Source organism: Sphaerochaeta sp. (assembly GCA_022482495.1).
In the GTDB taxonomy this organism is placed as follows: Bacteria; Spirochaetota; Spirochaetia; order Sphaerochaetales; family Sphaerochaetaceae; genus RUG023.
In genome coordinates, this window is record JAKVPA010000001.1 from 424,650 (window position 1) to 446,013 (window position 21,364).

Consider the following 21,364-nt stretch of genomic DNA (forward strand, 5'->3'; position numbering starts at 1 on the left):
TGATGGAGCCATGCAGTACGTTGATTTTCACGGACGGAAACTTTCCGTCATCGCGCTGGGATGTGACCATTACGGGGAGACCGTTACCACGGAAAACTCCATCGCCAACCTGAATCTGTACGTGGAGCGGGGCGGCAACATTCTGGATACGGCACGTGTCTACGGACAGGAGAAACCGCTGGAAAAATCCACCAGTGAAACGCTTCTTGGCCGCTGGATGGAAGAGACCAAAAACCGCGACAAGGTGTTTTTGATCACCAAAGGATGCCATCCGCTGAAGGAAGACACCCACCACAGCAGGGTGGACCGGACCAATCTTGCCGCCGACATCCAGGAAAGCCTTGAGGAGCTGAGGACGGATCATGTCGACCTGTGGTTCTACCACCGTGACCGGCCGGAGATTCCCGCCGACGAGTTGATCGACATGGCCAACGACGAGGTGTACGACAAAGGGTACGCCACGTTCCTTGGCGCGTCCAACTGGACAAGCGAACGGATCCAGAAGGCCAATGACTGGGCGAAAGCCCATGGAAAGCAGGGCTTCTCCATGAGCGAGATCCAGGCGAGCCTAGCCCACTGCGACGCCACCTGGTGGGGCGATGACACCATCCAGTTTCTGACCAAGGAGGAAGAGGCGTGGTATGCGAAGAGCGGCATGCCGGTGCTGGGGTTCGCCAGCCAGGCGAAAGGCATCTTCTCCAAACTGCTTTCCGGGCAGGAGGACAAGATATCAGCACGGGCACGGGAGCGGTTCCTCTCTCCTGAGAATCTGGCATTGGTCCCCAAAGTGAAAAAACTTTGTGAGAAATACGATGCGTCCCCCGCGGCCGTCACGCTGGCCTACCTGTTGAGCAAGCCGGTCCGGGTCATCCCTCTGGTGGGGTGTTCCAATCCCGTCCAGCTGGCCGATTCCCTCTCCCAGCCGGATCTCCGGTTGACGGAAGCGGAAATGGCCGACCTGTCACATTAACGGGGAGAACAGGCGAAGGAGGAAGCGGCCCAATCGGCGAAGCGTCGAGGTGGAGCGCACCTCCTCCATGCCAACCTGGTGGGAGAGCTCCATCGTCCGGCGCACATCCGCTTCCACGTTGGTGACGATGGAGCAATAGTAGAACGCCACGCCATTCTCAAAGTTCAGGTAGAACGTCCGGTAATCCATGTTGATCGTCCCGATGATGGCCACGTTGCCGTCACTGACGATCGCCTTGGCATGGATGAAGCCGGGAGTGTACTCGTAGATGCGCACCCCGCTGGCCATCAACTGGCGGTAGTAGGAACGGGTGACGGCGAACACGTACCACTTGTCCGGGATGTGAGGAACAATGATCCGCACATCCACGCCGCTCTGGGCGGCAATCTTCAGCGCGGTGATCATCTCATTGTCCAGCGCCAGGTACGGCGTGGTGATCCACACGTATTTTTTCGCCACGCCGATGATGGACAGGTAGGAGTTCTCCGCCACATTGTTGTTGTCCAACGGGTTGTCGCCGAACGGCTGGACGAAACCATCGCTCTCCTGGCACTCGGTGGGCATGAAGGGGGCGAAATCCAGCTCTTCACCAGTGGCATAGCCCCACAGCTGGAAGAACATCAAGGTCAGGTTGCCCACCGCCTCCCCTTCCAGCCGTACGGCGGTATCCTTCCAATGTCCGTATAAAATCCTCCGGTTGACGTACTCATCGGCCAGGTTCACCCCTCCGGTATACCCGACGTTGCCGTCCACCACCAGCACCTTGCGGTGGTCACGGGAGTTCATCCGGCTGTTCAGGTGGGGCTTCAGGGGGTTGAACGCCACCACCTTCAGCCCTTTGGCGCGGAGTTGCCGTTCATAGTGGTTCGGCACGAATTTGATCGTCCCCACGTCGTCGTACATCAGACGGACATCCACACCTTCCCGCACCTTGCGCACCAGAATATCCAGCACGGTATCCCACACTTCTCCGGGATCCAGAATGAAGAACTCCATCAGAATGAACCGTTTGGCGCTTTCCAGCGTGGCAAGCATTTCGGGATACCAGTCATCCCCCAGGGGATAGTAGGTCACCCTGGTGCGCTGGCAGAGGGGGAACCCGCTGATGGCGGAAATGTATTTCGCTTTGCGGGACAGGGCGGGATCCTTTGCCTCCAGTTGCTGCATCGGGGTGGCGTCTGGAGCGTGGACGTTCCGCAGACCTCTGCGGTAACCGCGGAGAAACGCGTTCAATTTGCGGGATACTTTCCCGGTGAACTTCTTGTTGCCGAACAGGATGTAGTAAAAACCGCCGTACAGGGGAAACAGCATGAAGATCAAAATCCAACCAATCTTATAGGCGGGGTTCTCGTCCCGGGAGATCACCACCATCGTCATGATCAGGCTGATGCCCAGGAACACACGCTCCACCGTATAGTCACTCCCCGCCTGGGAGTAGATCAGATAGGAGAGCAGCGCTACCTGGGCGACGATCAGAATGGTGGACCAGAAAAGACGCCCGGTGAGGAACTTCAGCAATTTCCGCATGACTGGAGTATACCCTGTCCATGCATAAGGGGGAAGACGTTCCGTCTCCACACAAAAAACAGATTCAGCCCCCTTGCCCATCGCCTTACTTTTCAATATTGTTAGGCAACGAACAATCATGACACAGCATCCGCTTAGTTTCATGCTCTTCTCCCTGGCTCGGGCCGTGCAACGCACGGTCAACGATCATCTTGCCCAGCACGGACTGAATACGGTGGAAGCGAAGATCCTTGGGATCCTCATCCACCACCAAGGGACCGTCTGCCAACGGGACATCTGCAAGGCGTTCGGAACCAGCCGTTCCGCCACCAGCGGGGTCTTGGACACGATGGAGCGCAACGGGTTGATCACCCGCAGCGGAGACCAAAGGGACCGGAGACGAAACAACCTGACGCTGACGGACAAAGGGCGGGAAATCGCCCATGTCTGCGAAGCGGTGATGGATGAAGTCGATCAGACTCTGTACGACTGTCTTGGTGAACAGGACTACCGTACGGTGCAGGATGTGATCGTTCGTTTGAGAGGAGCATTGACGACGCATGAACAAGACACTGCTCAAGCGGGTTCGTGAATACCGCAAGGATGCCATCATCACCCCGATTATGATGATCGGGGAAGTGGCGATGGAGGTGGCCATCCCCGCCTTGATGGCGGAGGTCATCGACCAAGGGGTGATGCAGGGGAACATGCATTTTCTCTCCCGCATCAGCATCATTCTGATCGGCGCGGCGATGTTGTCGCTGCTGTTCGGCGTGCTGGGAGGGATCACGGCAAGCAGGGCGAGCTGCGGCTTCGCCAAGAATCTCCGCCACGATCTGTTCTATACGTTGCAGGACTTCTCGTTCCACAACATCGACGGATTCTCCACCAGCAGCCTGATCACCCGTATGACCACCGACGTGCAGAACGTGCAGAACGCGTTCCAGATGGTGATCCGCATCTGTTTCCGGGCTCCGATCATGTTCATCTTCGCCTTGTTGATGGTGATCCGCAACGGCGGTCGCCTTGCCATGGTGTTCGCCGTAGCCATCCCGGTGATCGCCCTGGGGATGTTTTTGATCATGCGGCGCGTCTACCCCGCCTTCACCCGTGCGTTCACCTCCTACGATCACCTCAACCGGGTGGTGGAGGAGAATGTCACCGGAATCCGCGCCGTCAAGGCGTATGTACGGGAGACCAATGAGGAAGAACGGTTCAAGGAAGCAAACGACCAGATCCACGACAACTTCGTCATCGGCCAGAAGCTCACCGCGCTGGCAAGCCCGTTGATGATGGGGACCACCTATGCCTCCATTTTGGCCCTTTCCTGGCTGGGGGCCCACTCCATCGTCGCCGGCTCGATGACCACCGGGGAGCTGATGAGCGTCATCTCCTACACCATCCAGATTCTGATGAGCCTGATGATGATCTCCATGATCGTCGTCATGCTGGCCATCTCCCGGGCAAGCGAGCAGCGGATCACCCAGGTGCTGGAGACCAAGACGGACATGGATACCAATCCCAATGGACTCACCCAGGTGGCCGACGGGTCGGTCGACTTCGACCATGTCGATTTCTCCTACGGCGGCAAAGGCGGAGCCCTGTGCCTGCATGACATCAACCTGCATATCACAAGCGGCCAGACCATCGGGATCTTGGGCAATACCGGTTCCGGCAAGAGCACGCTGGTCAGCCTGATGGCCCGTCTGTACGACGTGACAAGCGGCAGCGTGAAGGTGGGGGAAACGGATGTGCGGGAGTATGAACTGCACAGCCTTCGCGACGCCGTCTCCATGGTGCTGCAGAAGAACCAGTTGTTCAGCGGCACGGTGGCCGGCAACATCCGCTGGGGAAATCAGGAAGCAACGGACGAAGAGGTCATCCAGGCGTGCCGCATCGCCCAGGCAAGCGAGTTCATCGAACAGCTTCCCGATGGGTACAACGCCCACGTGGAACAGGGAGGATCCAACTTCTCCGGAGGTCAGAAACAACGCCTGTGCATCGCGCGGGCCATCCTGAAGAAACCCAAGGTGGTGGTCTTCGACGACTCCACCAGCGCGGTGGATACCAAAACGGACCAGAAAATACGGGAAGCCTTGGCGGCGTACGCCCCCGAGACGACCAAGATCGTCATCTCCCAACGGATCGCGTCGGTGGAGAACGCCGACCGGATCTTCATTCTGGACAACGGGACGATCGCCGACAGCGGCACCCATATGGAGCTGTTGGGTCGCAACGCGCTGTACGCGTCGCTGTACCGGACGCAGAACAAGGTGGCCGCCAATGCCTAGACCCATGAAATTCGGCCCGAAGGCCAAAGATCCCAAGAAGACGGGAAAACGGTTGTTCCGTCTGGTGTTCGGCACCCACAAGGTGACGTTCGTCCTGGTGTTGCTGACCATCGTCGTCTCGTCGCTCGCCATGGTGGAGGCGACGTTGTTCCTCAAGACGCTGGTGGATGGGTACATCGTCCCGATGGTCCAAGGCTCCAGCCGGGATTTCTCCGGCCTGGCCAAGGCGATGATCCAAATCGGCGTGATCCTGGCCTTCGGCGCGGCGGCTTCCTATCTGACCCAGCGCCTGATGGTCTACGTGGCCAACGACACGCTTCGTGACATCCGTCGCGATATGTTCGCCCACATGGAGAGCCTGCCTATCTCCTACTTTGACACCCACTCCCATGGGGAGATCATGAGCAGGTTCACCAACGACACCGACACGCTGCAGCAGATGATCAGCCAGAGCATCGTCCAGGTGATGAGCTCGCTGCTGACTGTCGTCATGGTGTTCGTCGCCATGATCCGGCTTTCCTGGATGCTCACCGTCGTCGTATTGTTGTTCATCGGCCTGATGCTACTCTCCACCCAGAAAATCGGCAAGAAGAGCGGCGCCAACTTCAAGGTGCAGCAGACCAATCTGGCCGCCGTCAACGGATATGTGGAAGAGATGGTCGGCGGCGTGAAGGTGGTGAAGGTGTTCAACCATGAACAGCTGAGCAAACAGCAGTTTGACCAACTGAATGAAAACCTCCGCCAGTCCAGCACCAAGGCCAATGCCTACGGCAACGTGATGGGCCCGATCATGAACAACATCGGAAACCTGCAGTACGTGGTGGTCACGCTGGTCGGCGCCATGATGACCATCTCCGGCGTGGGAGGCTTGACGGTCGGTTCCCTCGCCTCGTTCCTCCAGATGACCCGTACGTTCTCCAACCCGATCGGCCAGATGGCCCAGCAGATGAACTCCATTTTGATGGCGCTTGCCGGCGCCGAGCGGGTGTTCCAGCTCCTGGACGAGCCGTCCGAGTCGGATGACGGATACGTGCGGTTGGTCAACGTCACCTATGACGCCGATGGCACGATCCGTGAGAGTGCCACACCCACCGGCAAGTGGGCGTGGAAGCATCCCCACAAGGATGGTTCCCCGACCACCTACCGGCCGCTTGCCGGAGAGATCGAGATGGAGGATGTGGATTTCGGGTATACCCCGGAGAAGATCGTGCTGCACCACATCAGCCTGACCGCCAAGCCGGGACAGAAGATAGCGTTCGTCGGAGCCACCGGAGCAGGCAAGACGACGATCACCAACCTGCTGAACCGTTTCTATGACATCCAGCAGGGGAAGATACGGTTCGACGGCATCAACATCACCAAGATCCGCAAGGATGACCTCCGCAGGTCACTGGGCATGGTGCTGCAGGACACCCATCTGTTCACCGGAACGATCCGTGACAACATCCGCTTCGGAAAGCCGGACGCCACCGACGAGGAGATCCGCGCGGCGGCCAAGCTGGCCAACGCCGATTCGTTCATCATGATGCACCCCAACGGGTATGAGACGATGCTCACCGGAGACGGCGAGGAGCTGTCCCAGGGACAGCGCCAGCTGTTGTCCATCGCCCGTGCTGCGGTGGCCGACCCTCCGGTGATGATCCTGGATGAAGCGACCAGTTCGATCGACACCCACACGGAGACGCTGGTCCAGCAAGGGATGGACCGCCTGATGGAAGGCAGGACGGTGTTCGTCATCGCCCACCGGCTCTCCACCGTGCAGAACAGCCAGTTGATCCTGGTGCTGGATCATGGGACGATCATCGAACGGGGAACCCACGACGAGCTCATCGCCAAGAAGGGAGTGTACTATCAGTTGTACACCGGCGCGACGGAGCTTTCCTGAAGGGAGAATTCGCAGCCGCAGTACTGCTGGCGGTACAGTCCCAGTTCCTTGGACAGGCGGCAGCTTTCGGCGAATCCGTTCTGTTTCTTGAAGTCGATGGCCTCAAAGCCAGGGAACGCCGACCCGACGCGGAAAATGGCCAGGCTGTTCTTGTATCGGGAGACGGTCAATGTGGTGCAGAAATGGGTGAAGCCCAGTTCCTTGGCCTTCAACGCGGTGCGGCTCAGGTTGTACTCCCAGCATTTCAGGCACCGCGCGCCGCCTTCCTTCTCCCCTTCCAGACCTTTGACGAACGCGCGCCATGCCGCGTGATCCTGCTCCTCGCGGATCACCGGCACGTGGTAGTGCTCCCCGACGACCACGAGGTTTTCCCATCGTTTTTCAAACTCCTGGGGTGGGTACATGTTGCTGTTGGAGTAAAAGACCGTCGGCTTCCACCCATCCCGAAGGAGCCGCTCCAGGGAAGCGGTGCTGCAGGGGCCGCAGCAGGCATGGACCAGAATTTCGTTTTCCGCGTGCATGCCTGTATCGTATCTTTCCCACAAAAGAGTTGCAATCTCCCCTCCTTTCACGTACCATCGTACTGATATGAAAAAATACCGCAGCTTCATCATCTTCATCGTCATCGTGGTGGGAGTCACGTTCCTCCCCATCCCCAAGAACATCCGTCTGGTCCTGCTGTTGGCGGTTCTTGCCGTCTTTGCGTTCATCCGCCGCAACATCTTCTTCTACCTGCACGCCAACAAACTGGCCAATGGCAGGCGGCCCAATGCCGCCTGGAAATGGTACGAACGGTCCATCCGGAGCGGCTTGAGTGACGACGGCGTGGTATCCATCGCCAGCCTGTACATCCAGTTTGGGAACATCACCCGCGGCAAGGAACTGCTGGAAGATTTCTTCGCCCACACCAAACGGGGCGCAACAGACGGCACACGGGTGATGGCCACCATGCTCCGGGCATTGGTCGTCTACGTCCAGGGAGACACCAACGAAGCGCTTTCCCAGTTCCAGGCGCTTCAGGCGAGCGGCTACAAGAGTCCGACGTTGATCGTCGACCTGATGACGATGCAGTTGGATCTGGGTATGAACGCCCAGGCACGTGAAACCTATGAGAAGAGTGGATACTCCATGGAGAACGGCGTCACCCTCCAGGAGGCGTACGGCAGGCTGTTGATCGCCGAGCGGAACTGGTCGGACGCGTATCTCCTGTATGACAATCTGATGAAACAGAACGTCGTGATGGCCCCCGGCATGCTGCACGCGGCGCAGTGCTACATCCACTACGGAGAAGTGAAGAACGCCATCCTCGCGCTTTCCCTGGCGCTTCGGGCCTCCTTCAACCATACCTGTCTTTTGAAGCGGGAAGACGTACAGACATTGCTTGACCAGCTTCAGGATCCGACGACACGCATCGCCACGGCCAGGGCCATCGACGCCGACACCGATGCCGTCTCCCGCGGTTCTCTCCCCAAGCCGTGGCCACGCCCCTGCCCGCCATCCCGTGACGATGTCCTGGAAGGCTTCGCCCTGAAGGAAAAGAAGCTGGGGGAAAAGGTCAAAACGGATCGGATGCCCAATACGGAGATCACCGACGCGGATGAGGCGTATCTGAAAGCCCATCATCTGGAGGATGTCTGAAATGAACGGAACGTACATCTGGGTGTTCCCGGCGGCGATGGTCGCCATCGGGATATCCCCCCTTCCCTTGGTGGCGAAGATCGCTCTGATCATCGTCGTGTTTCTGGTCATGCTGCTTCTGAAACGCAAGACGTTCCTGTACCTGTCGGCAAGCAGACACATCGCCCAAGCCGTCGTCCCCGAGCAGAAAGACTGGGACAAGCTGGAAAAGGCGCTGGCCATGGGGCTTCCTGAGCAGATGCGCGTCACCTCAGCCAGCCTGTACATCCAGAAGGGCGATTGGAGGAAAGGAAAAGCGATCCTTGATGCGGTGATCACCGCCCCGGCCGGCAAGAACGAGAAGGAACACCAGGGAATGGTCAATGTGGCCAAGATCATGCGTTCCATGACCTCCTGGCTGGATGGGGATCTGGACGGCGCCATCAACGAAGTGGCCCAGGTGTACCAGAGCGGGTATCGGGACAAGAACCTGTTCATCAACTACGAGACCTACGTGCTTGAGAAGGGAGATCTGAAGACAGCAAAACAGCTTCTTGAGGAGTCTTCCGATCGGGAACACGGTTCCTTGGGAATCCAGGACAACCACGCGTGGTATCTGATGCTCACCGGTGCCTGGGAAGAGGCGACGGCCCTCTACGATGTGTTGTTCAATCTGAACCCCCGCTTCCCTGAGCCGTACGTCCACATGGCGCAGATCAAACTGCACTATGGGCTGTGCGCCGAAGCGATTTCTTGGCTCCAGAAGGCAAAGGATGCCCGTTACACCCAGACAAGCGGCATCAAAAAAGATTTCGTCGAGCGGCTGGTCGCCTTGCTCTCCAATCCCTCCACACGGCTGGCCACCGCCAAAGCGGTGGATGGCGCCGTCGCCCAGGTTGCCATTGGAAAGATGCCGGCCATCCCCCAAGGATATCCCCCGACAGAGGCCGACGTGCTGGACGGCTTCGCCCCGCTTCCCCAGCAAGAAGAAGAGGAAGTCCAGAGGGATACCGATGACCGGCTTCCCGACACCGACCTTTCCTCCGATGACGAGGAGTACCTGAAGCGGCACGGGCTGGAGTGATTACAAGGCGGAGGAAAGCCAGAAGCCCCAGACGATTCCTCCGGTGGCGTTCTCATAGCCGCAGAACATCGTCAGCGGGAAATCTTTCAGGCCGAGGAACGACGGGTTGATCGTCATCTGGATGCCGGTGGAAAAGTACGCTTCGTTGATCCACAGGAAATCGAAGTATCCGGCGATGGAAGTATCCTTCAGGATCACCGCTTCGGCCACCGTCGGCTTGAACCCACGTGGGCTTCCATCCCAACGTCACGTTTGCAGGCCACCAGCACATTGGATGGATTCGAGGGAGCTCCGTGCCCTTCCCGTCGGATCTCCAGGCTGTTGGTCCGGAATCCATCCTTGGCGAACAACGGGACATTCCCCTCCCCATCCAGCGCGAACCGGAATGTAGATGCAAGATTCAGGAAGACACTGGAGGGACGATGGGCAAGCTGCAACGAACTGCGGACGGCAAAAAACGGCCGGAAAGAATCAGTATTGCCAAATCCCTGGACGAACACGTCAAGAGAACTCCCGCTGAAATTCCACTCTCCGTTCCCCTTTTGATCCTGATACGTCGACAACACCCCGGCATTGGCCATCATCGTCGTCCCGACAAACGTTTTCTCCTCCACCTCGCTTCGGAGCAACTCGGCGCTTCCGATGCCTCGGAGGATCAGGTGGTCACCCAACAGATGGTATCTGCTTTCCACGTTCGCCCGGAGGTATACCGACGGAACGGCCGTTCCCTGGTCAAGGTTGGTGTCCAACAGGAACGTAAGGCGGGTATGGTTCCACGCATGGTAGGTGACGGCGGTGGCGATCATCGGGGAGGCGCTGAACGCCTGGTCGCGGTAGGTGGTCAATGAGCTGGCGCCCAAAGCATAGAAGGCGAAATTCCCCCATTTCAGCTGGTATGCCAGTCCTAATGCACCGGAGTCCTTCAGATAGCTCGCGTCATCGGTCAGGTACGACGAGAACTCGAAACTGAACGTATTGCTCAGTTTCGTCTGGCGCACATGGTTGTACAGGCTGAAGTTGGCGATACCCTGGTCAATGGATTTCTCCAGGTCATCACGCCGTTCTTTCAACGAGACGACCCCCAGAGAGGAGGGAAGCTTGGACAGCGCCTCCTGCTGTGCTTTTGCCGCCTCGTACCCTTTCTGTGCGATGGCATCCAGATTGGCGAAGTCCATGAACGAAACTTTCTCCACGTCGCAGCGGATCCAGATCATTTCCGGGTGGGCGATGATTTCGTTGACACCGGTTCTCCGTTTCTGGATGTCCAGCATGGTGTTCACCGCGGTGAGGGGATTGCGAAGATTCAGGTCGTTCCGGGTATTGAACGTGGTGGAGACGATCACATCATCCGAATACTGGTAGGCGACGTTGATCGGCGCCAGGTTGGTGATGCCGCCATCGATCAACAGATGCCCATGGTATTCCACCGATGGAAAGTAGACCGGGATGGCAAAGGATGCGCGAAGGATGGTGGCGAAGTCCCCTTCGCTGACCAGAATCTGCCGTTTGGTCACCAAATCCTCCTGCACCACGATGATGGGGATGCTCAGATCCTCCAGCCGGAGGCTCTTGGTATTGGAGCCATTGAGCAGACTGACGGCATAAGAGGCCAGGGAATCCGCTTTCAGGAGCCCTCCTTCCAACGGCAACGTGAAGCTGATCACCTTGGACAGATCCATCGTGCTGATGCAACGCTCGATCTGGCCGGGGCTCATGCCGGCTGCGTAGAGCAGTCCGACGATGGACCCCATCGAGTTGGAGACGATGTAGTCCGGAACAATCCCCTGCTCTTCCAGGTATTTCAGCACGCCGATGTGGGCCATGGCGCGGGCGGAGCCACCGGAGAGCACCAGGCCGATGGCGGGACGCTTGCCTCCGGTCCGCTGCAAAATCCGTTGGCGGAACAGCTTCGTCCCCATAGGCCAGCGGATCACCGGAGAGGAGCAGGTCATCCGGGCTTTGCGTGGAGGAATTCTCAGATGACGTTGGCTCCACCGCGACCGAGGTGGTTTCCACCGGCTTTGTCTGGTCCTGCGTCACGCCATCCTCGGCGAACCCCGACGTCGCCAGCGCGAGCACCACCATCACTCCTATGCAGCGTCCGCGAGCTTTCATGCACATTCCTCCCGTATGGGTCTCATTCTACAGGAAAACAAGAAAACACGAAAGATTCCATCACCAATTTTCATCTCACAAAGAGTTCCGTTCTTTTGGTTGATTTTTCTTTGGGGATTTGATAACATACCACCTTGTCACGCCGGCATGGTGTAATTGGTAGACACGTCAGACTCAAAATCTGATGGCTGAGTAAGCCGTTCCAGTTCAATTCTGGATGCCGGTACTTTTCAACCCCTTATTCGTTTTGGTATAAGGGGTTTTTCTTTGAGAAAGGGTTATTCGCTGTTTATGGTGGGTAGGAATCAATCGAGTATTCATAAATAGAAGGTGTTCTGCTATGTTTAGAGCAAGGAGCAAAGCAGATGATCGACCCGCATATTCAGAAACTTTTCAGCCTCGGATTGGGCCTTGAGGAACCTTGGCGCATCACTTCACTGGAGATGGTTCCGTCCGAGAAGCAGCCAACGCTGTTGGAACTCCACATACGGATCGATTTTAAGGAAGGGTCGAGTTTCCAGTATCCAGGATTCGACCAGAGCTGCAAGGTCCACGATACCCGAGAAAGAACCTGGAGGCATCTCAATTTCTTCCAGTACCGTTGCTACATCACCGCAAAAGTCCCCAGAATCATCACGCCCGACGGCAAGGTGAGGACCGTTTCGGTGCCCTGGGCAAGAAGCGGCAGCGGCTTCACCTTGATGATGGAGGGGGTGATACTCACCCTGGTGAAGCACATGCCGGTCAGGACGGTTGCCCGGGAGATCGGGGAGCACGACACCAAGCTGTGGCGCCTGATCGACTACCATGTGGAGGAGGCCCTCAAGGACCAGGACTTCTCGGATGTCAGTGCGATAGGGGTGGATGAGTACAGCCACAAGGGCCACAACTACATAACGGTCTTTCTTTCCCATCCCGATGTCGCCACCGATGAGGCCGGAAGGTGCAGGCAGGCGGGGAAAGCGAGGGTACTCTTTGTGACGGAAGGAAAAGACAAGGATGCCGTGAAACGTTTTCTTGAGCGTTTCAAGGAGAAGGACGGAAAACCCGGGCAGGTGAAGGTTGCCACCAGCGACATGATCCACGGCTACCGCAGCGCCCTGGGGGAGAGCTTTCCCGAGGCCGTCGTCACCGTGGACAAGTTCCATGTGGTCAAGAATTGTTCGGATGCGGTGGACAATACCAGGAAACGGGAAATGCGCAGCAAGAACGCCGCAAAGACAAAGGACCTGAAAAAGACGCGGTACATCTGGCTGAAGAACCCCGACAACCTCACCGACAGGCAGCGGGAGCGGCTCGGCCAACTGCTCCAGGTCGAATATCTGGATACGGTCCAGGCCTACAGCTGCCGTCTTGAGCTGCAGGATTTCTATGAGACCCACAAGGCCTATGACGAGGACATGGTGTCTGACTTTGAGCGGCTGGCCATCAGATTCGCCAACTCGGCGGTCATGGAAATCCGCAAGTTTGCACAGTGCCTGACAAGGAATGCGGTGGAGATTCTTAACTACTTCCAGACCCTGAGGACCAATGCAATCCTGGAGGGGTTCAACTCGAAGACAAGCATCATCAAGAGCCGTGCGAGAGGCTTCAGGAACATGAGGAACTTCATGAACATGATCTACTTCGTCTGTGGAGAATTGTCTCTCCCCCTGCAGCCAATCATGTAGAGCTACCCACTATAAACAGCGAAAGGCCTGAGAAAGAGAGAATCATGCACATGGTATGCGCCCGTTAGTTCGACGAAAGAAGGTGCGTACGCTCTCTTCCTGTATGTTGCCTCTCCCCTTACAGCAACGTCTGCTGATGTTCCTCCTGCCGGAAGGATGCCGCTTCTTCGATGACGACGCAACTCCGTCCCCTCCGCTTCGCCTCGTACAATGATTCATCGGCATAGCGGAACATCTCGGGATACGAAGAGACGCCATCCCAGATCACCGCGCCGATACTGCAGGAAACATGTTCTTCCTGTTCCGTCAGGATGCCGATGACCCGTGCCTCAACGGTATCAAGCAACACCACCAGATCATCCCGGCTAAGGGGACGATCCACCAAGATCATGAACTCATCCCCACCGGAACGCCCGATGAAATCCTTGTCGGCGAAGCAACTGCGCAGCACCATGCCGGTGCGGGATAACACGAAATCCCCCATCTGGTGGCCAAGCTGGTCATTGACCTTCTTGAAGTTATCCAGATCGATCAACACAAATACCCGTTGCGGCTTGTCCGTCGGTACATCAAACGCCTTGCTCATCTGCTGCACGATCGCCGCACGGTTATACAAGCCGGTCAATTGATCCAATGAGGACATTCTGCGGTACTGTTCCTTGGCGATGCCCTCCTCGGCGCGGGAGTCGGTGATGATCACAGCGACAAGGATTCCGCAGGCAAGGCCGAACAGCGCGGAGAATCGGTCAATGCTGACATTCCATACCGGCTTGACCGATGCATCCAGAACGATATACAGCAGGTACGGCGCGGAAAGCATGGGGATATGCAGATACAGGGGAAAGATGAACATCGCCGGAGCGATGACGAACAACGGGGCCATGAACACGGAGATGCCTTGCGGATAGGGAAAGATGTCGACCACCATGCAGCTGATCATGACGATCAACTCAAAGAGAATGCAACTTGCCGTCACCGCCTTGGGATGGTCCTCCAATGCGGATCCGAACAGCCGGGTGGCGAGCAACATCACCCCGGAGATGGCAAAAAAAGCCCAGTATACCCCGCTGACCCTCCAGCCCGTCATGAACAACGGAGTGACCAGAAAGAACGCCCCGATGAGAATGAACAGGATGAACGCCAGGAACTGGAGGAGCGCGAGGTTGTGTTGGGTGATATCCTCATGGGATTGAGCGAAATAGATCTTCCGTTTGTGGAAAGAAGAACGGACCTGGGAAAGAAACAATTTCATGCCGACCTCCCTTGGAGCAAGGAACAAAGCTCGACATACAACGTCTGTTGGTCAAACGGCTTGGAAAGATACCCGTTCATCCCGGCATGCATGCAACGCTCTCGTTCCTGGGGGGAGTCTTCCGCCGTGACGGCGATGATGGGGACGGAGGCATCTGGACGGGATAGGGAGCGTATCTCTTTCGCCGCCTTGATACCATCCATCACCGGCATGTGCATATCCATCAGGATGGCATTGTATCTGCCATGCTCCCCTTCCCGGAACATCCGCACCGCTTCCGCTCCATCGTGGGCTTGCTCCACCACCATCCCCGCCTTTTCCAAAAGCCGGGCGGCGATCTCCGCGTTCAGCGGATGATCCTCGGCAAGCAACACCCGCTTGCCCTTCAGCATGGAATAATCCATCTCTTTGGATCGTACGGGAACGTCATAATCATCCACCCAAGTCATCGGGAAGGAAAGGAACACCGTCGTTCCCTTATCCAGTTCGCTTTCCAGCCTGACCGAACCGCCCATCAATGTCACCAGATACTTTACGATGGCAAGCCCCAGTCCGGTGCCAGGGATGGATCGATTCTCCCCGATCCGTTCCTGAGTGAACGGTTCGAACGCTTTCTTCAGAAATTCCGCCGTCATGCCGCACCCCGTATCACGCACCGCGCAATCCAGCCAACCAGAAGGATTCCCCCTGTCTCTGCAACTGAGTTCCAACGTAACGGAACCACCGGAAGGGGTGAACTTCACCGCATTGCCAAGCACGTTGACGAAAATCTGGATGAAGCGCAGGTCATCCACATGGATTTCCGTAGCGACGTTGCCTTCCACCACCGTGGTGAACAACACACCCTTTGCCTGACACTGAGGCTGGATGATGGCATCCAACGATTCCAAGAAATGGCTCATTGTCAGGAGCTGGGGGTGCAATTCCACTTTGGCAGCCTCGATACGGGACATATCCAGCACGTCGTTGATCAACCCAAGCAGGTAGGTGCAGGACTCATGGATCTTGCGGAACGCATCCCGAGACTCCCGGTCATGCGTTTCCTCGATGCCCAGTTGGGTGAGCCCCAAAATGGCGCTGATCGGCGTGCGCATCTCGTGGCTCATCCGGGAGAGGAACTCGCTCTTCGTCGCGCTGGCCTTCTGCGCGGCATCCAACGCGGCCTGAAGCCGTTGTTGCTGCTCCGCTTCCTTCTGGACGATTTCCGTGACATCCTGGTCCAGACAGCAGATCTTCAGATGGGATTCATCCAGATAGGAGAACGTCAGACGCACCCTGCCGTGTTGTTTGGTCAGGAAGGAAACGAGGTACCGCCCGTTGGCATCCAGTTCCTTGTTGATCACATCCAACGCCAGTTTCTGTTTCACCGAGTCCATCGGTTCATCGACGCCACCGGCGACATCCTCGATTTTTCCACCACCACAAGCGATTGGCGGTTGCCGTTCCGCACCAGCCGTCGCGTCCCTCCGGTGTGGGCGTCGATGATGTACAGATTCTTGTAGGTGTCCAGCGTCACGCTCCGGAACAACAGCTGGGAATCCACATCGTCATTGACATCGTAGACGGAACAGAACAGCAACAGATGCTTGGAATAGGGATGCACTACAAGAGAAAGCACCGCCTTGGCCCACCGGTAGTCCCCTTCGGCGAACCGGCAGCGAAAGGTGACGCTCAGCCGATGATCCCCGGCGGCGAACGCATGGATCAGACGGGAACGGGACAACGTATCCAGGAACGCCTGATGGTCATCCTGAAAGATGAACGCATCAGCTTTCTGGATGAAGGCGTCATACTGGTCAATCTCCTTTTCATGGGGATCGGGAAACAGGAAGAAGCGTCGTGCCAACACTTTGTTCTCCGTCAGGTCCGCCTGCAACAGGAACAAAGCCTTTTCATTGAACAACGTCGGATGGTTCTGTTCCCGTTCAAACAACTCGACCTGTTTCTGCTGTTCCGTATGGTCCGTGGCGATCAAAATGGCACGGTCCGGTTTTCCGTCCACCTCGGAAATCGTCTGGAGCATCATCCGATACCAGGATTCCGGCCGGTCATTGGTCGGTGCGAACGCTACGTCCATGTAGACGGCAGGCATGCCGTTTTCGATGCTGCGCACGCCATCACGAAGCGAATCATGATAGGTGGGCAGGAGGATTCCCCGTCTCCAGCAACGATTCCGGAAATGCTTCAACGGTGTCGGGCAAACCCAATGAACGGCGCATGTTCTCCCCCACGTGCAGGATATGGTGGGGGACATCCAGCTCGGCGATGTACATGGAAGTCTGTTTGACGGCCATTTCCAGAATCTGCTGGCTTTCCTTCAGTCTGCGCATGTTTTCCAGATGCCTGCGGCGCAACACCACCATGACGGCGATCACCACAAGGATAATCCCCACCACACCACAGAGCAGGTACACCACCGTCCGGTACCGGGCCACCAACAGGACGGGACGGTTGACCAGCATGCTGTTTTTGGGAAGCCAGAACCGATGGATGCCAAAACGCCGCATCTGCCCCTCATCGAACAGGTAGGTGTACGGCATCGTCTGGATGGGGATGGAAGACGGGGCTTCTCCGCCAAGCACACGAAGGGCCATACGGCCCGTCATACGCCCCATTTCGGTAAACGACAGGACAGCGCCACCAAAACTCCCGTCACCGACGGTGCACTCATCAATGCGGAACACCGGCACATTGGCCGCTTCGCTGATCATCGTCGCGGCCTGATGCAACGTATACCGGTTCCCGTTTTTGTCCTGGCTGTAATGGAGGAACAACAGGATCGTCTCATCTGTGAGATTCCCCAGAGAAGCCACAAACGCTTCCTTATCCATTTCTGATCCATCCAGGACTTCGAACCGTAGGGAAGGAAACTGATCGCCTAACGAACGGAACAATGCGCTGGCACCTTGCCCGGTGGGGGATTCGTCACTGATGGCCAGTACACGCTGGGCCCGTGGATACAGCTGGGATGCCAGACGGACCGTCTCGGCGATGGGAAATGTCTGTACGATCCCGGTGGCGTTTCCCAGCTGGAACGCGCTTTCCGCCTTCTGGAGCGTATTGACTCCTCCGAACACAATGGGGGAAGCGGAGAACAGATCGTTCTGATGAGCCAAGGCGAAATCCAAGGCTTCGTCGTCCGAAGTGACCACCAGATCGAATTGCTCCCCCTGCAGGATCCGGATCGTCTGCTGTTCGGATTCTTCAGGAGACAGCTGCTTGGCGTCCATGAACACCCATTTGACATCGGCATTGGAGCGAACCGACTCCTCAAACCCCTGCATCTGAAGTCTCGAAGCATCCCAATCATACGCATACGAACTGAGAAACAGCACGCGGGGGAGCGAAGAAGCGAATGCGACCGGAAGAAAGCATCCCACCACAAGCAGGAACACGAGGATTCGATAACGTGATGCATGCGTCTGCCGCATACCGGCATGGTACCATGAACCACTTCCTCCGTACATGACTCTTACTCCTCAAACATCCCTTTTCGGGTAATTTCTCCATTCCTGGCAAGAAATTCCCCTTGGCAGAGCACGGTTTTGGGCTTCCAATTTTCCAACACCACCAAATCGGCGCTCTTTCCCGGTTCAAGGGAGCCGATCATCCCGTCGAAGCCGAAGCGCCTTGGCCACGCTCTTCGTACAGGGCAGAAGCGCTTTCTCCCAGGTGAAGCCGAAATCATCCACCAGCGAGCGGATCGTCGACAGGAGCGCCGTCATCCGGCCGCGGTCCATCCCGATGATCTCCTTCTTGTCGTTCCACTTGGGCATTGAGCCGTTGGAATCGCTGGACATCGTCACCAGGTTCCATGCCGTCTCATCCAACCTTCCGGCAAGGTCGGCCAGATGGGCGGCCGCGTTGGTTCCCGTGGTGATGTCGGCGTAGCCACCCTTCCCGATCCACGCCAGCGCCTGCTCCAGGTGACGGCCCATGTGGGTCGGATGGAACTGGCTTGCCGGGATGGGCGAGTCATGAATGATGCGCATCAGCACTTCGATGCCGTTGGGGTCGGCTCCGACATGCAGGTGGAGCTCCCCTACCTTGCCTCCGATCAAGCCTCCCAGGCGGCACTGGCTGGCAAGCCGGGTCAGCTCTGCCTGGTCGGGGCAACTGCACCGTTGGTCACTGATGGCAATCTTGCAGCCGATCACCGGGTCGATGAAGATCAGGTCATCGGAGACCGAACCGGTCAACGTCGGCGACGGATACTCATAGGAACCGGTCAGGCACCAGGCGTGCACCCCCTGGTGGCGGAGCGCCATTGCGGTGGCGAACAGGTCGCGCAGCGTTTTGGTGTGGCAGTCCGTACCGAGGGTGCCGACCACCGCCGTCACCCCGGCTTTGGCCAGATCGCTGAACGGCCAGAGGGCTGGACGCGGCTTTCCGGCCCATCCTCCCCGCCTCCGCCGATGATGTGGACGTGCTGGTCGATCAGGCCGGGGATCACGTCCCGGCCTTCCAGGTCGATCACCTGCAGACCGGGCAGCGTGACGGAGAGGTTGTTCCCCATCGCCACAATGGTCGAACCGACCACCAGTATATCCTGGATTCCGAGATCCTTCGGTTGATGAACATGCGCGTTGTGAAACAGATATGCCATGATGACTCCTTACAAATACGTTTCCATGTTACGCTGATGCGCTTGGTAATCCACCGCGGTGTGGATGGCCCCATCCTTGCCATGAAGATAAAACAGCGCGTCCGTTTTCTGGGGATGGGCCGCCGCGGTAAGGGCGGCAAGGCCCGGACAGCTGATCCCACTGGGAGGCAGGCCTTTGACCCTTCGTGTGTTGTACGGGCTTTTCTGCTCAAATACCGCGGGGTTGATGGGATGCTCCCAGTCTCCCGTCTCATACCGGGTCGGTCGCGTCGATGCCCAAGGGGAATCCCCTGCTCCAGCCGGTTGTAGATGATGCCGGCGATCAACGGCATCTCATCGGGATTCTGCGTCTCCGCCTGGATCATCGAGGCGATGATCACCACCGCCTCCAAGCCATACTGGCGGACGGCATCGCTTCCCGAAAGCGGTCCCAATGCGTCCAGCATCGCCTGATGCATCGCCACAGCAAGGCTGGAAGCCACATCCCCATCCCGCACCGGATAGGTGCCGGGGAAGAACCATCCCTCAGCAAAACTCAATCCTTCTGATGCGGCAAGCGCCTTCGCCGCGGCGAGGAACGCCCCTTCCTTGGCATATCCCCGCTGTGCCAGGTAGGTGTCCACCTGGGAAAGCGTCTGTCCGGGGGTGACCACCACGGAGAGCGCCGCGGGGTTGGAGGTGAGCAACCCTGCCACGGTCTGGTCGGACGAGCCCCGGGAGAACAGATACGTGCCGCTCCTTAGTCTCGAGGCGAGGTCATGGGAGACAAGATAGGAGATGAAATCATGCGCCGAGGAAACCACCCCGTTGTCCTCCAGCAGGACGGCAACCTGCCGGGCGCTCATTCCCGCCTGGATGGAAAGGGCGATGGTCTCAGACGGAGCGGAAGGGGGCGCCGCCTCCGTCACCTGGGGTTTCCGCCTCCCCTGCCATTGGGTGACAAGCACCAGCGCCAGCAGGCAGAACCAGATGCTCAGCGTGATGATGAGGGCGAAACGGGAAATGGGAGACTGGTATCCTTTGCGCTTGCCCAGTTCAGGAGGCTCCACGTCCACCCGGTGGGGCTTGGACGCGGTGCCTGCCGGTTTCTTCGGTTTGGGACGGGACAGGTTCTTCGCTTGTTCCCTGCCTGTAGTCCGTGGTGATGCGGGTTTTCTCTTGGCCTGGTTCTTTTTGGGCGAGGAACGCTTCTTTTTCGGTGTTGGGTGGTCACCCAGGTTCAGTTCCAATTGGGTATCAGCCATGGTCGGCTCCCGACAGGTCACGGATCTTTCTTCTCCGCTCGGCGATGGAGCGCTGCACCTCGGAAATCTGTTGCTCGATGGCTTGTTCCTGTTCCTCCAGATGGGCGATCTTCTGGTTGTCCAGTTCCATCTGGGCGTTCAGTTCGTCAATCTGCATCTGGTTGCGCAGACTTTGGATCCGTTGCTGCGTCTGTGCGATTGCATCCAGCCGTTGGACGATGGCAAGCCCCTGTTCGTAGGCGATCTGTCCGACATCGCGGGCGATCACATCAGGGGGGATCTGGTCGTACACGGCCTTTCCATACACCGACGCAAGCTGCTGGAGCTTTGCCTGCATCACGGACAGTTGGGACTTGGCTTCTTCCAGCGCTTTCTTGCCGTTGTCCACCTCTTCCTGCAGGGAGGAAACGTTGCTCCGTGCGGCGGCAAGGTCCTCCGTCAATTCCTGCTGTCGGGAGACCAACAGGCTCGCTTCCTCTGCAAGATGCGCATCGGGCAGCAACGAACATTGGTCGTGATCAAGAAAATCCTCCCCACAGTGTTGAAACAACGCACCGGTGCGCCGGCGGAGCAGCGACAGCCGCGTCCGAGCCCACGACGCGACCACCCCACCCTTGAGCAACATCGTCTCCAGGCGCTGGGTTTCCTTCAGATAGCCATCAAACCACGTTGCAGAAGCCGCGCGGAGCGCCTCATCCGCCACCCCGCTCTGATATGCCTCATACGCCACGGCGCCCAGTCTGCCTGCAAGTTCTTTTCTTTGTCGGGCGGCCAGCTGCAGATCTTTTTCCGTCTGGCGGATCCGCCCTTTCTTGTCGGAGATCAGATCCAGGCGCCGCTTCTGTTTGGCGCACACCTTCTCCAGTTCGGTGACCGATTCCAAGCAGGTCTCATATGCCTGCCATTCGTCACGGCAACACCCAAGCGTCCGTTGCCGTTCGATCAACGCACAGCTCTCGCCGAACGCCGCATAGTCCGCGCCGAGCTGTTTCTTCAGGTCGGTGAGGTGACGTTCCAATGCGACAATATCCTGTGAGGTGATCGCCATGGCGCATATTCTACCATAAAAGGAGACGCCAAGGCCATATGCGTTTCCTTGACAGAGCTACAAGCGGCGAGTATGC

19 protein-coding genes and 1 tRNA gene are annotated in these 21,364 nt (G+C 57.8%); 8 read left to right on the forward strand and 12 right to left on the reverse strand.

Annotated elements, in window-relative coordinates; all coding sequences use genetic code 11:
• Window positions 1-10: 10 nt before the first annotated feature.
• Window positions 11-970, forward strand: coding sequence for an aldo/keto reductase (locus LKE28_02145; protein MCH3907065.1), 960 nt, complete (start codon window positions 11-13; stop codon window positions 968-970).
• On the opposite strand, the gene cls is transcribed toward LKE28_02145, so the two are convergent.
• The gene (gene cls / locus LKE28_02150; GenBank protein MCH3907066.1) at window positions 962-2,497 is read right to left on the reverse strand and encodes a cardiolipin synthase; all 1,536 of its coding nucleotides are present in this window, start codon (window positions 2,495-2,497) and stop codon (window positions 962-964) included. The two genes, LKE28_02145 and cls, sit on opposite strands and share 9 nt — an antisense overlap.
• 118 nt (window positions 2,498-2,615) lie before the next feature.
• On the opposite strand from cls, the gene LKE28_02155 reads away from it, so the two are divergent.
• Genes LKE28_02155 through LKE28_02165 form a run of 3 tightly spaced genes read left to right on the forward strand, consistent with a single transcriptional unit; the run spans window position 2,616 to window position 6,652 of the window.
• Complete coding sequence (locus tag LKE28_02155; GenBank protein ID MCH3907067.1) at window positions 2,616-3,068, forward strand: MarR family winged helix-turn-helix transcriptional regulator; 453 nt, start codon at window positions 2,616-2,618, stop codon at window positions 3,066-3,068.
• Window positions 3,037-4,767: an ABC transporter ATP-binding protein/permease gene (locus LKE28_02160; protein MCH3907068.1), complete on the forward strand. Its 1,731-nt coding sequence runs from the start codon at window positions 3,037-3,039 to the stop codon at window positions 4,765-4,767. The genes LKE28_02155 and LKE28_02160 overlap by 32 nt, the downstream gene beginning before the upstream one ends.
• The gene (locus LKE28_02165) at window positions 4,760-6,652 is read left to right on the forward strand and encodes an ABC transporter ATP-binding protein/permease (GenBank protein ID MCH3907069.1); all 1,893 of its coding nucleotides are present in this window, start codon (window positions 4,760-4,762) and stop codon (window positions 6,650-6,652) included. Before LKE28_02160 ends, LKE28_02165 begins: the two co-directional genes overlap by 8 nt.
• Here LKE28_02165 and LKE28_02170 read toward each other — a convergent pair.
• Window positions 6,619-7,173, reverse strand: a complete 555-nt coding sequence (locus LKE28_02170; protein MCH3907070.1) for an epoxyqueuosine reductase QueH — start codon at window positions 7,171-7,173, stop codon at window positions 6,619-6,621. The two genes, LKE28_02165 and LKE28_02170, sit on opposite strands and share 34 nt — an antisense overlap.
• A gap of 67 nt (window positions 7,174-7,240) precedes the next feature.
• Between LKE28_02170 and LKE28_02175 the strand changes: the two genes are divergently transcribed.
• Together LKE28_02175 and LKE28_02180 are read left to right on the forward strand one after the other, a co-directional pair.
• The gene (locus LKE28_02175) at window positions 7,241-8,290 is read left to right on the forward strand and encodes a hypothetical protein (protein ID MCH3907071.1); all 1,050 of its coding nucleotides are present in this window, start codon (window positions 7,241-7,243) and stop codon (window positions 8,288-8,290) included.
• 1 nt (window position 8,291) lies between these two features.
• Complete coding sequence (locus LKE28_02180; GenBank protein MCH3907072.1) at window positions 8,292-9,353, forward strand: pilus assembly protein PilF; 1,062 nt, start codon at window positions 8,292-8,294, stop codon at window positions 9,351-9,353.
• On the opposite strand, the gene LKE28_02185 is transcribed toward LKE28_02180, so the two are convergent.
• Window positions 9,354-9,563 carry a hypothetical protein gene (locus LKE28_02185; GenBank protein ID MCH3907073.1) on the reverse strand — a complete coding sequence of 70 codons (210 nt, stop codon included), beginning with the start codon at window positions 9,561-9,563 and terminating at the stop codon, window positions 9,354-9,356.
• Window positions 9,548-11,272, reverse strand: a complete 1,725-nt coding sequence (locus LKE28_02190) for a patatin-like phospholipase family protein (protein MCH3907074.1) — start codon at window positions 11,270-11,272, stop codon at window positions 9,548-9,550. Before LKE28_02190 ends, LKE28_02185 begins: the two co-directional genes overlap by 16 nt.
• A 337-nt stretch (window positions 11,273-11,609) precedes the next feature.
• Between LKE28_02190 and LKE28_02195 the strand changes: the two genes are divergently transcribed.
• Together LKE28_02195 and LKE28_02200 are read left to right on the forward strand one after the other, a co-directional pair.
• Window positions 11,610-11,694, forward strand: a tRNA-Leu gene (locus tag LKE28_02195).
• 139 nt (window positions 11,695-11,833) lie between these two features.
• Window positions 11,834-13,138: an ISL3 family transposase gene (locus LKE28_02200; protein ID MCH3907075.1), complete on the forward strand. Its 1,305-nt coding sequence runs from the start codon at window positions 11,834-11,836 to the stop codon at window positions 13,136-13,138.
• Window positions 13,139-13,256: 118 nt separating this feature from the next.
• Here the strand turns inward: LKE28_02200 and LKE28_02205 are convergent, their stop codons facing one another.
• The 8 genes from LKE28_02205 to LKE28_02240 form a co-directional block, all read right to left on the reverse strand.
• Window positions 13,257-14,390, reverse strand: a complete 1,134-nt coding sequence (locus tag LKE28_02205; GenBank protein MCH3907076.1) for a GGDEF domain-containing protein — start codon at window positions 14,388-14,390, stop codon at window positions 13,257-13,259.
• Window positions 14,387-15,766, reverse strand: coding sequence for a response regulator (locus LKE28_02210; protein MCH3907077.1), 1,380 nt, complete (start codon window positions 15,764-15,766; stop codon window positions 14,387-14,389). Before LKE28_02210 ends, LKE28_02205 begins: the two co-directional genes overlap by 4 nt.
• Complete coding sequence (locus tag LKE28_02215) at window positions 15,754-16,578, reverse strand: hypothetical protein (protein ID MCH3907078.1); 825 nt, start codon at window positions 16,576-16,578, stop codon at window positions 15,754-15,756. Before LKE28_02215 ends, LKE28_02210 begins: the two co-directional genes overlap by 13 nt.
• A complete protein-coding gene (locus LKE28_02220; protein ID MCH3907079.1) occupies window positions 16,520-17,821 on the reverse strand; it encodes a hypothetical protein in 1,302 nt (433 codons plus the stop codon). Before LKE28_02220 ends, LKE28_02215 begins: the two co-directional genes overlap by 59 nt.
• A 162-nt stretch (window positions 17,822-17,983) precedes the next feature.
• A complete protein-coding gene (locus LKE28_02225; GenBank protein MCH3907080.1) occupies window positions 17,984-18,721 on the reverse strand; it encodes a hypothetical protein in 738 nt (245 codons plus the stop codon).
• 5 nt (window positions 18,722-18,726) lie between these two features.
• Window positions 18,727-18,906: an amidohydrolase family protein gene (locus LKE28_02230; protein ID MCH3907081.1), complete on the reverse strand. Its 180-nt coding sequence runs from the start codon at window positions 18,904-18,906 to the stop codon at window positions 18,727-18,729.
• The gene (locus LKE28_02235) at window positions 18,864-20,240 is read right to left on the reverse strand and encodes an endolytic transglycosylase MltG (GenBank protein ID MCH3907082.1); all 1,377 of its coding nucleotides are present in this window, start codon (window positions 20,238-20,240) and stop codon (window positions 18,864-18,866) included. Before LKE28_02235 ends, LKE28_02230 begins: the two co-directional genes overlap by 43 nt.
• A complete protein-coding gene (locus tag LKE28_02240) occupies window positions 20,233-21,288 on the reverse strand; it encodes a hypothetical protein (protein ID MCH3907083.1) in 1,056 nt (351 codons plus the stop codon). The genes LKE28_02235 and LKE28_02240 overlap by 8 nt, the downstream gene beginning before the upstream one ends.
• Between the last annotated feature and the right edge of the window lie 76 nt (window positions 21,289-21,364).

Coding starts and splice junctions, on each gene's coding strand:
- LKE28_02155 (MCH3907067.1), top strand. CDS start 2,616: ATGACACAGCATCCGCTTAGTTTCATGCTCTTCTCCCTGGCTCGGGCC.
- LKE28_02230 (MCH3907081.1), bottom strand. CDS start 18,906: ATGGGGAACAACCTCTCCGTCACGCTGCCCGGTCTGCAGGTGATCGAC.
- LKE28_02175 (MCH3907071.1), top strand. CDS start 7,241: ATGAAAAAATACCGCAGCTTCATCATCTTCATCGTCATCGTGGTGGGA.
- LKE28_02180 (MCH3907072.1), top strand. CDS start 8,292: ATGAACGGAACGTACATCTGGGTGTTCCCGGCGGCGATGGTCGCCATC.
- LKE28_02190 (MCH3907074.1), bottom strand. CDS start 11,272: ATGGGGACGAAGCTGTTCCGCCAACGGATTTTGCAGCGGACCGGAGGC.
- LKE28_02165 (MCH3907069.1), top strand. CDS start 4,760: ATGCCTAGACCCATGAAATTCGGCCCGAAGGCCAAAGATCCCAAGAAG.
- LKE28_02200 (MCH3907075.1), top strand. CDS start 11,834: ATGATCGACCCGCATATTCAGAAACTTTTCAGCCTCGGATTGGGCCTT.
- cls (MCH3907066.1), bottom strand. CDS start 2,497: ATGCGGAAATTGCTGAAGTTCCTCACCGGGCGTCTTTTCTGGTCCACC.
- LKE28_02220 (MCH3907079.1), bottom strand. CDS start 17,821: ATGCGGCAGACGCATGCATCACGTTATCGAATCCTCGTGTTCCTGCTT.
- LKE28_02235 (MCH3907082.1), bottom strand. CDS start 20,240: ATGGCTGATACCCAATTGGAACTGAACCTGGGTGACCACCCAACACCG.
- LKE28_02240 (MCH3907083.1), bottom strand. CDS start 21,288: ATGGCGATCACCTCACAGGATATTGTCGCATTGGAACGTCACCTCACC.
- LKE28_02160 (MCH3907068.1), top strand. CDS start 3,037: ATGAACAAGACACTGCTCAAGCGGGTTCGTGAATACCGCAAGGATGCC.
- LKE28_02210 (MCH3907077.1), bottom strand. CDS start 15,766: ATGGACTCGGTGAAACAGAAACTGGCGTTGGATGTGATCAACAAGGAA.
- LKE28_02170 (MCH3907070.1), bottom strand. CDS start 7,173: ATGCACGCGGAAAACGAAATTCTGGTCCATGCCTGCTGCGGCCCCTGC.
- LKE28_02145 (MCH3907065.1), top strand. CDS start 11: ATGCAGTACGTTGATTTTCACGGACGGAAACTTTCCGTCATCGCGCTG.
- LKE28_02205 (MCH3907076.1), bottom strand. CDS start 14,390: ATGAAATTGTTTCTTTCCCAGGTCCGTTCTTCTTTCCACAAACGGAAG.